We start from the raw sequence: 14,224 nt of genomic DNA, 5'->3' as shown, positions 1-14,224 counted from the left end.
GTGAGAGGTGGCTCACAAACCTAAGCTGGTCCAGGGGAAAGCCGATAACTACTCACGAACGGACGTCAATGATGACTGTGCCTACACTTACCGGCCGGCCGCCGGCAACTGCCCGCCGTCCGGGCCTTGCCGCGCAACTGCTGCGCCGCAAGCCGATCGGCCAGATGGTCAGCGAGGCTGAAAACGGCCACGGCGGGACCAAGCTGGTCCGCAGCTTTGGAGTCCTGCAGCTGACCATGATCAGTGTGGGCGCCACGCTGGGAACCGGCATCCTGGTCATCCTCGGTGAATCAGTGCCGCTGGCCGGTCCGGCCATCTGGATTTCGTTCGCCATCGCCGGCCTGGCAGCCCTGCTCTCCGCCGTCTCCTACGCCGAGATGGCCGGCCTGGTGCCGGTGGCCGGATCCAGCTACTCCTACACCTACGCCACCATGGGCGAAGGCATGGCCTGGATCTGCGGTTGGTGCCTGGTGCTGGAGTATGCGGTGTCGGTAGCCGCTGTGGCCGTCGGCGCGGGCCAGTACGTGAACGAAACCCTGGCCGTCTTCGGGCAGGTCCTGCCGGACGCCGTTTCGCAGCCGCCGGGCGACGGCGGCATCATGAATATCCCGGCCATGGTCATCGTGGTCCTGGCCACCATCCTGCTGGTCCGCGGCGCCCGGGAAAGCGCCTGGATCAACACCGCGATCGTGGTGGTCAAGGTGGCCATCCTCCTCTTCTTCTGCGCCGTGGCCTTCACGGCCTTCAACGCAGGCAACTTCGAGCCGCTCCTGCCGATGGGCGCCGCCGGTGTCTCCGCCGCCGCCTCCACGGTGTTCTTCTCCTACATCGGCTTTGACGCCGCCTCCACCGCCGGTGAGGAAGCCCGCAACCCCAAACGGGACCTGCCGCGCGCCATCATGCTCTCCATGGTCATCGTCACCACCATCTACGTCCTTGTGGCTGTCGCCGCGATCGGCGCCCGCCCCTGGGGATGGTTCGATGGCACTGAAGCCGCGCTGGTCAAGATTCTCGAAGAGACCACCGGCCAGCCCTGGATCGCCGTGGTATTCGCCGTCGGGGCCGTACTGGCCATCGCCAGCATCGTCCTGACCGTCCTCTACGGCCAGACACGCATCCTGCTCTCCATGTCCCGCGACGGGCTGATCCCGAGGATCTTTGGACGCGTCTCGTCCCGTACCGGCACTCCGGTTGCAGGCACCGTGATCGTGGGCGTCCTCGTGGCCCTCACCGCCGGGCTGGTCCCGCTTGGCGACCTGGCGGACGCCACCAGCATCGGAACGCTGTTCGCCTTCGCGCTGGTCAACGTGGCCGTCATCTACCTGCGCCGCAACCGTCCCGAACTCAAGCGCACCTTCCGCGTGCCGCTGTTCCCGCTGACGCCCATCCTTGGTGCCCTCATGTGCGCCTACCTGATGGCCAACCTCGGCGCCGACACCTGGGCGGTGTTCGGCATTTGGATGCTGGTGGGCCTGGCCGCCTACTTCGGCTACGGCCGGAAGAACTCCAGGGTGGCGGCGCTGGGCCACGAGGAATACCGTGAACTGAGCGGGCCCCAAGCTTCAACCCTGTCCACCCCCGAACCGACGAAGGCAGACCTTTCATGACCATCGCCACCGAACTGCCGGCCAACGATCCCGCTGCGGCCCCGGGCCCTGAAGCCGCCACCGCAGCGGCCAGGGCAGCCGACGCCCCCATCACCATGCTGAACCCGGACTTCCCCTTCAGCTATGACCACTACCTGGCCCACCCTGACGGCCTCGGCTCCGTCCCGCCCGAGCTGTACGGGACTGAAGTGGCAGTGGTCGGCGCTGGCCTGTCCGGCCTGGTCACGGCCTACGAACTGATGAAGCTGGGCCTTCGCCCGGTCATGTACGAAGCCGACCAGATCGGCGGCCGGCTGCGGACCGCCAGCTTCCCGTCAGCCCCCGGCGTGGTGGCTGACCTCGGCGGCATGCGGTTCCCGGTGTCCGGCAAGGCGTTCTACCACTACGTGGACCTGCTGGGCCTGCAGACCCAGGAGTTCCCGAACCCGCTGGCCGCGGCCACCTCCAGCACCGTCATCGAACTGGCCGGACAGAAGCACTACGCGAGCACGCCGGCGGACCTGCCGCCGTTCTTCCGTGAAGTGGCCGACGCCTGGAAGGCCGCAGTGAACGACGGCGCCATGTTCACTGAAATGCAGGACGCCATCCGGGCACGGGACACAGCCAGGATCAAGGAGATCTGGAACGAGCTCCTGCCCCTCATGGACGAACAGACGTTCTACGGCTTCATCGCAGCCAGTGAGTCCTTTAAGGAAGCGGGCTTCGCGCACCGCGAGGCGTTCGGGCAGGTGGGATTCGGCACCGGCGGCTGGGACACCGACTTCCCCAATTCCATCCTCGAAATCCTGCGCGTTGTATATACGGACGCCGACGACCAGCACCGCCTCATTGCCGGGGGAGCGCAGCGGCTCCCCGAGGCACTGTGGCAGCACGCGCCGTCGGGCATGGTGCACTGGCCGGAAGGGACGTCGCTGGCGTCACTGCATTCAGGCTCACCGCGCGGTGCCGTGGACCGGATCAGCCGGGACGCCAACGGCGATCTCCGCCTCCGCGAACGCTGGGGCCGGGAAGCGAGCTACCCGGCGGTCGTCACCACCTGCCAGTCCTGGCTGCTGTCCACCCGGATCCACACCGAGGAGGCACTGTTCCCGGCGGAGCTGTGGACGGCGATCGAACGCTCGCACTACATGCAGTCCTCCAAGACCTTCGTGATGGTGGACCGCCCGTTCTGGAAGGACACCGACCCGGACACCGGCCGCGACGTCCTGTCCATGACCCTGACGGACCGGCTGAACCGGGCCACCTACCTGCTGGATAACGGGCCGGACAAGCCCGCCGTGATCCTGCTTTCCTACACCTGGAACGACGACGCCCTGAAGTGGCTCGCGCTTGACGCGGACCAGCGGGTGGAGCTGATGTTGCACTCCCTGGAGCAGATCTACCCGGGCGTGGACATCGCCAGCCACATCATTGGCCAGCCCATCACGGTCTCCTGGGAGGCGGACCCCAACTTCATGGGTGCCTTCAAGGCAAACCTGCCCGGGCACTACCGGTACCAGCAGCGGCTGTTCACCCACTTCAAGCAGGACAGGCTCCCGGAGTCACAGCGCGGAATCTTCCTGGCCGGCGACGACGTTTCCTTCACTGCCGGCTGGGCCGAAGGCGCCGTCACGACGGGCCTCAATGCGGTGTGGGGCGTGGTGAACCACCTCGGCGGCCGGTCAGCGGCCGGGAACCCGGGGCCGGGGGAGCTGCTGGACGCGCTGGGGCCGATAAGCCTGGACTAGCCGGCGTGGAGCTCCCGGTGCGCCTGCGCGAGTTCGCGGTAGTGCGCGGCGTTGCGCTTCACGCCGTCGAACTCCTCATCGGTGAGCTCACGCCGGACTTTGGCCGGGACGCCGGCCACGAGGGAGCGCGGCGGGATAACGGTTCCTTCGAGCACCACGGCGCCGGCCGCCACCAGCGAGCCGGCGCCGATCACCGCACCGTTCAGGATGGTTGCGCTCATGCCGATGAGGCAGTCATCCTCAACGGTGCAGCCGTGCACGACGGCGCTGTGCCCCACGCTGACGCGGGCCCCGACGCTGCAGGGGAATCCCGGGTCGGCATGCAGCACCACGTTGTCCTGCAGGTTGCTGCCCGCGCCCACGGTGATGGCGGCGGTGTCCGCGCGCACCGAGACGCCGTAGAACGCGCTGGCGTCCTCGGCAAGGGTGGCGTTGCCGATCACTGATGCGCTGGGGGCGACGAATACGGAAGGGTGGACATCCGGGCTGGTGCCGGCGAAGGGATATAGAGGAGCCATGAGCCCAGCCTAGGAGTTTTGTCCAGATGGCGGGACCAAAAGGGTCGTTTGAGGCGATTATCTGGACAAAAACTCCCGGGCCGGACCAGCCAGTTGCCGGTGTGCCAACGGACTTCGTGCCTAGTGACGCCGCTGCCGCGTCTCACTACCATTGGGCCATGGAACTACGGGGTTTGGACCTTCACGGACTGCAGTTGCAAGGACTTCACCTGCGGAAGACCGGAGGGGGCGGGGCCGGCCGGTTCCGCCGTGTGATGCGGCGGATTGAGCAGCTGGAGGCCCTTGACCCGGCCGTCCGGGTTGCCGAGCCGAAGGCCGGCCGCCTGGTCCAGAACGAGCGAGTCCGCGGCCTCCTCCACGGCGATGCAACCGGAATACCACTGCACGGCATCCTCACAGACGTGCCTTTCGGCGCATGGTTCATGGCCATGTTCCTGGACCTGTACCCGGATGAAGGGACCCAGCGGGCGGCAACCCGCCTGATGGGCCTCGGCGTCATCTCAGCCGTGCCCACCGCGCTGTCAGGATGGGCCGAGTGGGCGTTGGCCGGCCGGGGAACGCAGCGGGTGGGCATCGTCCATGCAGGCTTGAACGCCGCGGCCGTGCTGATCTTCGCCGGATCCTGGGCTGCCCGGCTCCGGGGCAAGCGCAGGCTCGGCGTCGGGCTGGCGAGGTTCGGGGCGCTCGTGGTGATGGCGGGCGCCTTCCTGGGCGGATATATGGGTAGTGCGCGCCGGGGAACCTAAGCCCGCGCTTTCCCCAACTGACTCGCATTTAACGTCGTCATTCGCGGATTTCGCGACGTTAACTGCCAGCTACTTGGGTTGGGGCGGGGGAGTGCGCAGAAGCAGGAACTGGTAGTGCTGCGTCCAGTGGCCGGCACCTGGCCCGGATTCCGCCCCCGTGCCCTCCGGCCACGTGACGAATTCCTCGATCTCGCCGTGCCGGCCGAAGATCCGCCGGAGCGCCGCGTCACTGCGCCGGCTGAAGAACCGCGGCGGCTGGATCTCGTCTTCGGGGTTGATCACCTCTTCGTCGTCCCCGGACCAGAGCCCGACGGCGATCGGCGCCCCCGGCGCGGCCACCCGCACGAGTTCGCGGACGACGTCGTTGATGTCCGTGTTGGGGATATGCAACAGGGTGCTCATGGTCCACACCGCCGGGAAGACGCCGTCGGCGAAGGGCAGGTTCCGCGTGCTCGCGACCGAGACATTCAGTCCCTTGGCCTTCGCGATGCGCACCTGCTCTTCGGAGATGTCCACGCCCGTGTAGTGGATCCCGGACCGGACGAAGTTCAGCCCATCGATCCCCGGACCGGAACCGATCTCCAGTACGGCGTGCCTGCCTTCGGCCTTCAGCCGCGCAATGAACCGCTCCCGCTGCTGCACCCGCTGGGGTGTCAGCGGGTGCTCCGGCTGAAGGACGGCGCGCTGGTTGTAGAACGCGGCCAGCCGGTCCTCCCCGCTATGGTGCTGCGCCGCGGGGTCCTCGCTGGCCGGCGTCACGTCCTGCCCGGCCTAGTTGAAGACGACCGTGCGGTTTCCGTCCAGCAGCACCCGGTGCTCGGCGTGCCATTGGACGGCCTGGGCCAGGGTGCGGCCTTCCACGTCCCGGCCCATCTGCACAAACTGTTCTGCCGTGCGGCGGTGGTCCACGCGGATGACTTCCTGCTCGATGATGGGCCCCTCGTCCAGCGCAGCCGTGACGTAGTGCGCCGTGGCGCCGATGAGCTTCACGCCGCGGGCATGGGCCTGGTGGTACGGCTTCGCACCTTTAAAGGACGGCAGGAACGAGTGATGGATGTTGATGGCCTTGCCGGTGAGCTCCGTGCAGAGCTCGTTGGACAGGATCTGCATGTAGCGGGCCAGGACGGTCAGCTCGATGTCCTGCTCCGCAATGATCTTGCGCAGCTGGTCCTCTGCCTGGACCTTGGTGTCCGCAGTGACCGGAATGTAGTGGAACGGAATGCCGTAAAACTCCGCCAGCCCGGCCAGGTCCTTGTGGTTGGACACGATGGCGGGAATTTCGATGGGCAGCGTGCCGGAGCGCTGGAGGAACAGGAGATCGTTGAGGCAGTGGGCCGACTTGCTTGCCATCAACAGCGTGCGGACCTTCCGGCCCGCGGGGTTCAGGCTCCACTGCATGCCGAAGGCCACAGCCACCGGCTCCAGCGCAGCATAGACGTCTGACTGCGAAGCCGCAGTGGTGACCTCCACCCGCATGAAAAACGTTCCGGTGGTCTGGCTGCCGTACTGCTGCGAGTCCGTAATGTTGCAGCCGGCCACAAGCAGTGCGCCCGCTACGGCATGCACGATGCCGGGCCGGTCAGGGCAGGAGAGGGTCAGTACGTAGGCGGAGGAAAGCTGGTCTTCAGTCACGAAGAACAGCCTACCCGCGCCGGAGGCAGCGCCCTCAACGGGATTCCGACGGAATCCGGAAGGGTTTTGATAGTCTTAACCGGTCGCAACTGGCGTTGGATGGCTAACCATCAGGGAGCGGCACTGACGAAGACCACGGATCGTACGCCTGGGCCGAGGGTCATGTTTTGCCGGACGGCAGTTTAATCGCTGCCACACCCTGGCGTTGCCTTGCCCGTAACCAAGGGGCGGAGCCGCGTCACAGCCGGTAGCCTGACCTTAGCAGCGCCCATCCCTAGCCAGGAGTTCTTCGTGACCACTTCACCGACTTCCGTCAGCACTTCCTCGACCGTCAGTAACCTGCCGCTGGCCGAGCTCGACCCCGAGATCGCCGCCGTACTTGACCAGGAGCTTGGCCGCCAGCGCGGCACCCTGGAAATGATCGCCTCCGAAAACTTCGCCCCGCGCGCTGTCATGGAAGCCCAGGGCTCCGTCCTGACCAATAAGTACGCCGAAGGCTATCCGGGCCGCCGCTACTACGGCGGCTGCGAATACGTAGACATCGCCGAGCAGCTGGCGATCGACCGCGTCAAGGACCTGTTTGGGGCCGAGTACGCCAACGTCCAGCCGCACTCCGGTGCGCAGGCCAACGCAGCAGCGCTCTCCGCCATGATCACTCCCGGCGACAAGATCCTGGGCCTCTCCCTGGCCCACGGCGGCCACCTGACGCACGGCATGAAGCTCAACTTCTCCGGCAAGCTCTACCAAGTCGCCGCCTACCAGGTGGAACAGGACAACTTCCGCGTCGACATGGACAAGCTCCGTGAACAGGCCATTGCCGAGAAGCCGCAGGTCATCATCGCCGGCTGGTCCGCCTACCCGCGCCACCTTGACTTCGCAGCCTTCCGCTCCATCGCCGATGAAGTCGGTGCACTCCTCTGGACCGACATGGCCCACTTCGCAGGCCTTGTTGCCGCAGGCCTGCACCCCAGCCCGGTGCCGCACTCCGACGTCGTCACCTCCACCGTGCACAAGACCCTCGCGGGTCCCCGTTCCGGTGTGATCCTGGCCAAGCAGGAATGGGCAAAGAAGCTCAACTCCAACGTGTTCCCGGGCCAGCAGGGCGGACCGCTCATGCACGTCATCGCAGCCAAGGCCGTTGCCTTCAAGATCGCCGGCACCGCTGAATTCAAGGAACGCCAGGAGCGCGTCCTCGAAGGCGCCAAGATCATCGCCGACCGCCTGAACCAGGCTGACGTTGCCGAGGCCGGGGTGTCCGTGCTCACCGGCGGCACCGACGTGCACCTGGTTCTGGTAGACCTGCGCAACTCGCAGCTGGACGGCCAGCAGGCGGAGGACCTCCTGCACTCGGTGGGCATCACCGTGAACCGCAACGCCGTTCCGTTCGATCCCCGCCCGCCGATGGTCACCTCCGGCCTGCGCATCGGAACTCCCGCCCTGGCCACGCGCGGCTTCGGCGCCGCGGAATTCACCGAGGTTGCGGAGATCATCGCCACCGCCCTGAAGGCCGGCTCCGCCACCGACGTGGAGGCCCTCCAGGCCCGTGTCGACAAGCTCGCCGCCGACTTCCCGCTGTACCCGCAGCACGAGCAGTGGTGACCCCGTCCATGGCGCAGACCGCGAAAATACTTGACGGAAAGGCCGCAGCTGCCGCCATCAAGTCCGAGCTGACCGAACGCGTGGCCGCACTCAAGGCCAAGGGCGTCACTCCGGGCATTGCCACCGTGCTCGTGGGCGCGGACCCTGCCTCGCAGCTGTACGTGTCCATGAAGCACAAGCAGTCCGTAGAGATCGGGATGAACTCGATCCAGCGTGAGCTTCCGGCGGATGCCACCCAGGCCCAGGTTGAGGCCCTCATTGACGAACTCAATGCGGACCCTACCTGCCACGGCTACATCGTGCAGCTGCCGCTGCCCAAGCACCTGGACACCGACGCCATCCTTGAACGGATTGACCCCGCCAAGGATGCCGACGGACTGCACCCGACCAACCTTGGCCGGCTGGTGCTCAATGTCAGCGGCGAGATCACCTCGCCGCTGCCGTGCACGCCCCGCGGCGTCATCGAGCTCCTGGAGCGCAATGGTTACAGCCTCTCAGGCAAGCACGTCGTTGTGGTCGGCCGCGGTGTCACGATCGGCCGCACGATCGGGCTGCTGCTCACCCGGCGGTCTGTGAACGCCACTGTGACCCTGACACACACAGGCACCGAGAACCTCTCGGAGCTCCTGCGGCAGGCGGACGTCATTGTGGGCGCGGCGGGTGCCAAGCACATCGTCAAGGCTGCGGACGTCAAACCGGGTGCGGCCCTGCTCGACGTCGGTGTCACCCGCGAGACGGATCCTGAGACGGGCAAGAGCAAGGTCCACGGAGACATCGATCCCGCAGCTGCCGAGGTAGCGGGCTGGATTTCGCCGAACCCCGGCGGCGTCGGTCCCATGACCGTGGCGCTGCTGATGACCAACGTGGTCGAAGCCGCGGAACGCAAACTGGCAGCGGAAAGCGCCGCCACCGCCTAGGCCTGCCATCTTGAAGGAACGCTGCAGGGCGCCTGCTCCCCAGGGAGCAGGCGCCCTGCAGGCTTTAAGGGGAGGCCTCGCGGCACTACCCGGGGACGCGCGCGGCAATCCACATCGAATGGATTTTTTGAGATCCAACTCTTTCTTTGTTCGAACGTGCGTACTAACGTTGTGTGGGTGCCTGAACTTGTGTCCAACGAAGAACTATCCAACAAACAATCCCGCAGCCAGCACCGGGGCGACCAGATGCAGTACGTCATCACCGCCGAAAACCTCACCAAGACGTACGGCGACGTCACCGCCGTCGACGGCATCTCGTTCAGCGTTCCAGCCGGCGAGGCCTTCGGACTGCTTGGCCCCAACGGGGCAGGCAAGTCCACCACCATGAAGATGATCGGCGGGGTTTCCCAACGCACCTCCGGAAACCTCTCCATCATGGGGCTGGATCCGGAAAGCCACGGCCCGGAAGTCCGCGCACACCTTGGCGTTGTGCCTCAGCAGGACAACCTCGACGAAGAGCTCAAGGTCCGCGACAACCTGCTGGTCTACGGCCGTTACTTCGGACTGCCCATGAGCTACCTGAGGCCCAAGGCAGATGAACTGCTGGAGTTTGCCCAGCTCACGGACAAGGCAAAATCCAAGGTAGACGCCCTCTCCGGAGGCATGAAACGGCGGCTGACCATTGCGCGCGCGCTGATCAACGAACCGCGGATCCTGCTGCTGGACGAGCCCACCACCGGTCTGGACCCGCAGGCCCGGCACATCCTTTGGGACAGGCTCTTCCGGCTCAAGGAACAGGGAGTCACGCTCATCCTCACCACGCACTATATGGACGAGGCCGAACAGCTGTGCGACCGCCTTATCGTGGTGGACAAGGGACGCATCATGGCGGAGGGCTCGCCGTCGAGCCTGATCCGTGAATATTCCACCCGGGAAGTCCTGGAACTGCGCTTCGGTTCGGAACGGAATGCCACGATCGGTGCTGAACTCGAGGGAATCGGAGAACGGCTGGAGACGCTACCGGACCGAGTACTGATCTACGCGCACGACGGCGAGGCGGCGCTGGAGCAGGTGTCCGCGCGCGGCCTGCGTCCGCTCACGTCGCTGGTGCGGCGGTCATCTTTGGAGGATGTCTTCCTCCGCCTCACCGGTAGGAGCCTCGTTGACTGAGCACGCCGCGCCTTCCGTGGCAGACGCCGGAGGCCGTGGAGCTGCCGGACCTGCCGCGCTGCGCGCCCATTCGCCGGCCGAGTCAGCTGCCCGGGCCCGCCGCTGGGGATCCTTCTACTACGCCGAGCAGGTCCTCCGCGTCATGAAGGGCTACGGCTGGACCATCGTGATGTACGGCGTGGGCCAGCCCGTGGCCTATCTGTTCGCCATGGGGGTAGGCCTGGCCACGCTCGTGGATACCAGCAGCGCTGCCGCGTTCGGCGGGGTCAGCTACCTGGCATTCATCGCCCCTGCGCTGTTGATCTCCGCGGCGGTCATGACGGCCGCCAACGAATTCACGTTCCCGGTCATGGACGGCTTCAAATGGCGGCGCGTCTACTACGGGCCGCATGCCTCCCCGCTCACGCCTGAGCAGATCGCGTCCGGCCACATCATGGCCGTGACCCTGCGGTTCCTGCTGCAGTCCGCCATTTACTTCGTGGTGGTGGCGCTCTTCGGTGCCTCACCCAGCGGCTGGGGCTGGGTATCCATCCTGGTCGCCACCCTGGCAGGGCTCTCCTTCGGCCTGCCGCTGATGGCCTATGCCGCCTCCATCAAGGAGGACAAAGGCCAGTTCGCCATGGTGATGAGGTTTATCGTGACACCGTTGTTCCTCTTTTCCGGAACCTTCTTCCCGCTCGACACCCTGCCCCTCGCGGTGCGGTGGATCGGCTGGATATCCCCGATCTGGCACGGCACCGAACTGGGCCGCGTCTTCAGCTACGGCTATGAGGAACCACCGCTGCTCACCATCCTGCACCTCGTCTTCCTGGTGGGCCTCGCCGTCGCGGGATGGATGCTCACCAAACGCCAGTTCGTCAGGAGGCTGGGGCAATGAGCATCCTGGCTGAAAGTCGCGACCCGGGAAGCCACAGCGTCGCCGAGGCGGCGCGGAACCGCCATTTCGGGCCGTTGTACTCGCGCAACGTCAAGGCCGTCATAGCCCGGGGCCTGATGGCCACCAAGAGCAGCAACTGGATGGTGATGCTCTCCGGCTTCTTCGAGCCGGTGCTGTACCTGATCTCCATGGGGGTGGGTCTGGGCGCCATCGTGGGGGCCGTCCAGGGGCCCGGCGGCCAGGAAATCAGCTACGCCGCCTACATTGCACCTGCGCTCCTGGCGGTGTCCGCAATGAACGGCGCCGTGTATGACTCCACGTGGAATGTCTTCTTCAAGATGAACTTCGCCAAGTTGTACCAGGGCATGCTCTACACCTCGCTGGGCCCGCTGGACGTGGCGATGGGGGAGATCTTCCTGGCTTTGTTGCGGGGCCTGCTGTACGCCACCGGGTTCACCGCCGTCATGGGCGTCATGGGCCTGATCACCACACCGTGGGCCATCCTGATGATTCCCGCGTCAGTGCTGATCGCCTTCGGTTTCGCCAGCTTCGGCATGGGAATCACCAGCTTCATGAAGACCTTCCAGCAGATGGACTGGATCAACTTCGTGATGTTGCCGATGTTCCTCTTCAGCGCTACCTTCTACCCGCTGAGCGTGTACCCGCAGTACATCCAGTGGCTGATCCAGGCCATGCCACTGTGGCACGGCGTTGAGCTGCTTCGGCAGATCAGCGTGGGGATATTCACCCCGGCAACCGCCATCCACATCGGGTACTACCTGGTGATGATCGTACTGGGTGTCATGCTGACGGCCGGGCGCCTTCGCAAGCTGTTCCTGAAGTAACGTTCGCCCGGGGTGGAAGCGTCCTTTTTCGTGCTCCGGGGTTTGAGACAATGGACCCATGCGAACTTTGGGTAACCCTCACTCTGCGTCCAACCCGGCCAAGGGCGGGTTCTCCATGCTGCGAATCAGCGGCCCGGGAATGATGGTGTTTGTTGTGGCCTTCGTTGTCGCCGTCATCTTCGCCGCCAACCAGAACGACGTCGTCGGTTGGGTTGTGGCGGTCATTGCCGGTTTCTGGCTCGCGCTGGCAGCGTTCGTCGTCTTCAGTATCCAGAAGGCGGCCAAGAAGGCGACCGCCAAGCTGAACGAGGCGCAGAACGCCTTCAACGCCGCCACTGGCCGCGCGCCGTCCTCGGGCAGTGCCGACCACGGCGGCACGCGCCTGGTCCGGTCCCGCAGTGAATCCGAAGAGGTCCGTGACATGAAGCTGGACCATTCCTTCAAGATCGTCCAGGTTCAGGTGCGCGTAGTCGAGCAGGAACGGGCCAAGGAGTCCGGCGCGGACCAGGACACCATCCGCCGCGCGCTGGAAACCATCGAAATTACGGCCACCAATGCCAGGGACATGATCAAGTCCTCCGGTGGTGCTGACGAGCCTGTCAGCGGAACCATCATCGACTAGAGTGGAGCGGGTGAGCTCGGCATTGAAGAAGGACCACCTTCGCATCGCATCAGTCAACGTCAACGGCCTCCGCGCTGCCTATCGGAACGGCATGGCGGAGTGGCTTGAGCCACGCGACGTGGACATCCTTTGCCTGCAGGAGGTCAGGGCGCCGGACAAAATCGTCCGTGAACTCCTGGGCGAGGGCTGGTTCATCCTTCATGAAGAAGCCGAAGCCAAGGGCCGCGCGGGCGTGGCCATTGCCTCCCGCACCGAGCCGCTGGCCACCCGCCCGCACATCGGAGACGACTACTTTGCCACCGCCGGCCGCTGGGTCGAGGCTGACTTCCGCGTTACGGACGCCGCCGGTGCCCCGGTCCAGCTGACGGTGGTGAGTGCCTACGTTCACTCCGGTGAGGCCGGGACCCCCAAGCAGGACGACAAATTCCGTTTCCTGGACGTCGTGGAGAACCGCCTTCCCGAGCTGGCGAAGCACAGCGACCACGCACTCGTGGTGGGTGACCTCAACGTGGGCCACACTGAGCTGGACATCAGGAACTGGAAGGGCAACGTCAAGCGGGCGGGCTTCCTTCCCGAGGAACGCGCGTACTTTGACCGCTTTTTCGGCGAAGAAATCGGATGGAGGGATGTCCACAGGGGCCTGGCGGGAAACGTCGACGGCCCCTACACCTGGTGGTCCCAGCGCGGCAAGGCCTTTGATACCGACACAGGCTGGCGCATCGACTACCACATGGCCACTCCCGCCCTGGCCGCCGCCGCCATTTCGGCGACCGTGGACCGGGCGCCGTCATGGGACACCCGCTTCTCCGACCACGCACCGCTGGTAGTGGACTACCAGCTCTAAGCCCGAAGGTTTTTCTCACAATGACTAGCTCGACTTCCACGGTGACCAAGAAACGCATTCTCTCCGGTGCCAAGCCCACAGCGGACTCGCTGCACCTGGGCAACTACATCGGCGCCGTCCGAAACTGGGTGGACATGCAGGCTGAATACGACGCCGTGTTCTTCATCCCTGACCTCCACGCCATCACCGTTGATTTCGAACCAGCAGAGCTGGCCAAGCGCACCCGCGTGGTGGCTGCGCAGTACATTGCGGCCGGCATTGACCCGGACAAGAGCATCTTCTTCGTGCAGTCCCACGTTCCGGAGCACGCCCAACTGGCCTGGGCGCTGAACTGCATCACCGGCTTCGGTGAGGCCTCACGCATGACGCAGTTCAAGGACAAGACGCAGAAGTCCGGGGCTGACTCCGCAACGCTTGGCCTGTTCGCCTACCCAACCCTGATGGCCGCGGACATCCTCCTGTACCAGACCGACCTCGTCCCGGTCGGCGAGGACCAGCGCCAGCACCTGGAACTGACCCGTAACCTGGCCCAGCGCTTCAATACCCGCTTTGGCCACACGTTCACGGTGCCCGAGGCCACGATCCTGAAGGCCACCGCCAAGATCTACGACCTCCAAAGCCCGACTGCCAAGATGTCCAAGACAGGCGGGTCGCCCCACGGTTCCATCCAGCTCCTGGAGGACCCCAAGATCGCGGCGAAGCGCATCAAGTCCGCAGTGACGGATACCGGGACCGAGATCCGGTTCGACGCCGAAGCCAAGCCGGGGGTCTCCAACCTGCTCACCATCTACTCGACGCTCACCGGGAAGTCCGTGGCCGAACTGGAGGCGGAGTACCAGGGCAAGATGTACGGCCACCTCAAAAAGGACCTCGCGGACGTCATGGTGGATTTCATCACCCCCCTCCGGGACCGGACCAACGAACTGATGGCGGATCCGGCGGAGCTGGACAGGCTCCTGGCCCAGGGCGCCGAACGTGCCCGGGAAATCGCCTCCGTGACGCTCGGCCAGGTCTATGACCGCATGGGCTTCCTGCCGTCCCTCACCCTCGCAGGAGTCCGCTAGCCCCATGTCATCAGCCAGCAAAGTCACAGCAAACGAAACCTCCCCTGCATACCGCG

General features: G+C 65.5%; 15 protein-coding genes. 11 read left to right on the top strand and 4 right to left on the bottom strand.

Features of this window, described 5'->3' with window-relative positions; all coding sequences use genetic code 11:
• Positions 1-71: 71 nt before the first annotated feature.
• A complete protein-coding gene (locus ACFVWT_RS15250; RefSeq protein ID WP_390249172.1) occupies positions 72-1,607 on the top strand; it encodes an amino acid permease in 1,536 nt (511 codons plus the stop codon).
• Complete coding sequence (locus ACFVWT_RS15245; RefSeq protein WP_390249170.1) at positions 1,604-3,334, top strand: flavin monoamine oxidase family protein; 1,731 nt, start codon at positions 1,604-1,606, stop codon at positions 3,332-3,334. Before ACFVWT_RS15250 ends, ACFVWT_RS15245 begins: the two co-directional genes overlap by 4 nt.
• Here the strand turns inward: ACFVWT_RS15245 and ACFVWT_RS15240 are convergent.
• Both ACFVWT_RS15240 and ACFVWT_RS15235 read right to left on the bottom strand, forming a co-directional pair.
• Positions 3,331-3,852: a gamma carbonic anhydrase family protein gene (locus ACFVWT_RS15240; protein WP_209746676.1), complete on the bottom strand. Its 522-nt coding sequence runs from the start codon at positions 3,850-3,852 to the stop codon at positions 3,331-3,333. The genes ACFVWT_RS15245 and ACFVWT_RS15240 overlap by 4 nt on opposite strands.
• Positions 3,853-4,016: 164 nt before the next feature.
• Complete coding sequence (locus ACFVWT_RS15235) at positions 4,017-4,238, bottom strand: hypothetical protein (RefSeq protein WP_390249168.1); 222 nt, start codon at positions 4,236-4,238, stop codon at positions 4,017-4,019.
• 15 nt (positions 4,239-4,253) lie between these two features.
• Here ACFVWT_RS15235 and ACFVWT_RS15230 point away from each other — a divergent pair, with 15 nt between their 5' ends.
• The gene (locus tag ACFVWT_RS15230; protein WP_390249166.1) at positions 4,254-4,598 is read left to right on the top strand and encodes a DUF2231 domain-containing protein; all 345 of its coding nucleotides are present in this window, start codon (positions 4,254-4,256) and stop codon (positions 4,596-4,598) included.
• A 69-nt stretch (positions 4,599-4,667) separates the two neighbouring features.
• Here ACFVWT_RS15230 and ACFVWT_RS15225 read toward each other — a convergent pair whose 3' ends face one another.
• Both ACFVWT_RS15225 and purU read right to left on the bottom strand, forming a co-directional pair.
• Entirely contained in the window at positions 4,668-5,357 is a 690-nt protein-coding gene (locus ACFVWT_RS15225) for a class I SAM-dependent methyltransferase (protein WP_390249164.1), read from the bottom strand.
• A gap of 12 nt (positions 5,358-5,369) precedes the next feature.
• Positions 5,370-6,230: a formyltetrahydrofolate deformylase gene (purU, locus tag ACFVWT_RS15220; protein ID WP_390249162.1), complete on the bottom strand. Its 861-nt coding sequence runs from the start codon at positions 6,228-6,230 to the stop codon at positions 5,370-5,372.
• A 291-nt stretch (positions 6,231-6,521) separates the two neighbouring features.
• Here purU and glyA point away from each other — a divergent pair, with 291 nt between their 5' ends.
• From glyA to trpS, 8 genes are all read left to right on the top strand, one after another.
• A complete protein-coding gene (gene glyA / locus ACFVWT_RS15215) occupies positions 6,522-7,829 on the top strand; it encodes a serine hydroxymethyltransferase (RefSeq protein WP_390249160.1) in 1,308 nt (435 codons plus the stop codon).
• Positions 7,830-7,837: 8 nt separating this feature from the next.
• Positions 7,838-8,746: a bifunctional methylenetetrahydrofolate dehydrogenase/methenyltetrahydrofolate cyclohydrolase gene (locus ACFVWT_RS15210; protein ID WP_390249158.1), complete on the top strand. Its 909-nt coding sequence runs from the start codon at positions 7,838-7,840 to the stop codon at positions 8,744-8,746.
• A gap of 246 nt (positions 8,747-8,992) precedes the next feature.
• Positions 8,993-9,916 (top strand): ABC transporter ATP-binding protein, encoded by a 924-nt coding sequence (locus ACFVWT_RS15205; protein ID WP_390249281.1) that lies wholly within the window; start codon positions 8,993-8,995, stop codon positions 9,914-9,916.
• Positions 9,909-10,793: an ABC transporter permease gene (locus ACFVWT_RS15200; RefSeq protein ID WP_390249156.1), complete on the top strand. Its 885-nt coding sequence runs from the start codon at positions 9,909-9,911 to the stop codon at positions 10,791-10,793. Before ACFVWT_RS15205 ends, ACFVWT_RS15200 begins: the two co-directional genes overlap by 8 nt.
• Positions 10,790-11,638: an ABC transporter permease gene (locus ACFVWT_RS15195; protein WP_390249154.1), complete on the top strand. Its 849-nt coding sequence runs from the start codon at positions 10,790-10,792 to the stop codon at positions 11,636-11,638. Before ACFVWT_RS15200 ends, ACFVWT_RS15195 begins: the two co-directional genes overlap by 4 nt.
• A gap of 58 nt (positions 11,639-11,696) precedes the next feature.
• Positions 11,697-12,260, top strand: coding sequence for a hypothetical protein (locus tag ACFVWT_RS15190; protein ID WP_390249151.1), 564 nt, complete (start codon positions 11,697-11,699; stop codon positions 12,258-12,260).
• Positions 12,261-12,270: 10 nt separating this feature from the next.
• A complete protein-coding gene (locus ACFVWT_RS15185) occupies positions 12,271-13,104 on the top strand; it encodes an exodeoxyribonuclease III (RefSeq protein ID WP_390249149.1) in 834 nt (277 codons plus the stop codon).
• A 20-nt stretch (positions 13,105-13,124) separates the two neighbouring features.
• The gene (trpS, locus tag ACFVWT_RS15180; RefSeq protein ID WP_390249147.1) at positions 13,125-14,168 is read left to right on the top strand and encodes a tryptophan--tRNA ligase; all 1,044 of its coding nucleotides are present in this window, start codon (positions 13,125-13,127) and stop codon (positions 14,166-14,168) included.
• The last annotated feature ends 56 nt before the right edge of the window (positions 14,169-14,224 follow it).

Origin of the sequence: Arthrobacter sp. NPDC058288, assembly GCF_042880995.1 — a bacterium.
Taxonomy (GTDB): Bacteria; Actinomycetota; Actinomycetes; order Actinomycetales; family Micrococcaceae; genus Arthrobacter.
Note: the sequence above shows the minus strand (reverse complement) of the source record. Positions and strands in the feature narration are given on the sequence as shown.

Bases quoted from the DNA above. Each gene is read 5' to 3' on its own strand.
- ACFVWT_RS15190 (WP_390249151.1), top strand. From the start codon at position 11,697: ATGCGAACTTTGGGTAACCCTCACTCTGCGTCCAACCCGGCCAAGGGC.
- trpS (WP_390249147.1), top strand. From the start codon at position 13,125: ATGACTAGCTCGACTTCCACGGTGACCAAGAAACGCATTCTCTCCGGT.
- ACFVWT_RS15250 (WP_390249172.1), top strand. From the start codon at position 72: ATGACTGTGCCTACACTTACCGGCCGGCCGCCGGCAACTGCCCGCCGT.
- ACFVWT_RS15195 (WP_390249154.1), top strand. From the start codon at position 10,790: ATGAGCATCCTGGCTGAAAGTCGCGACCCGGGAAGCCACAGCGTCGCC.
- ACFVWT_RS15210 (WP_390249158.1), top strand. From the start codon at position 7,838: ATGGCGCAGACCGCGAAAATACTTGACGGAAAGGCCGCAGCTGCCGCC.
- ACFVWT_RS15205 (WP_390249281.1), top strand. From the start codon at position 8,993: ATGCAGTACGTCATCACCGCCGAAAACCTCACCAAGACGTACGGCGAC.
- ACFVWT_RS15240 (WP_209746676.1), bottom strand. From the start codon at position 3,852: ATGGCTCCTCTATATCCCTTCGCCGGCACCAGCCCGGATGTCCACCCT.
- ACFVWT_RS15245 (WP_390249170.1), top strand. From the start codon at position 1,604: ATGACCATCGCCACCGAACTGCCGGCCAACGATCCCGCTGCGGCCCCG.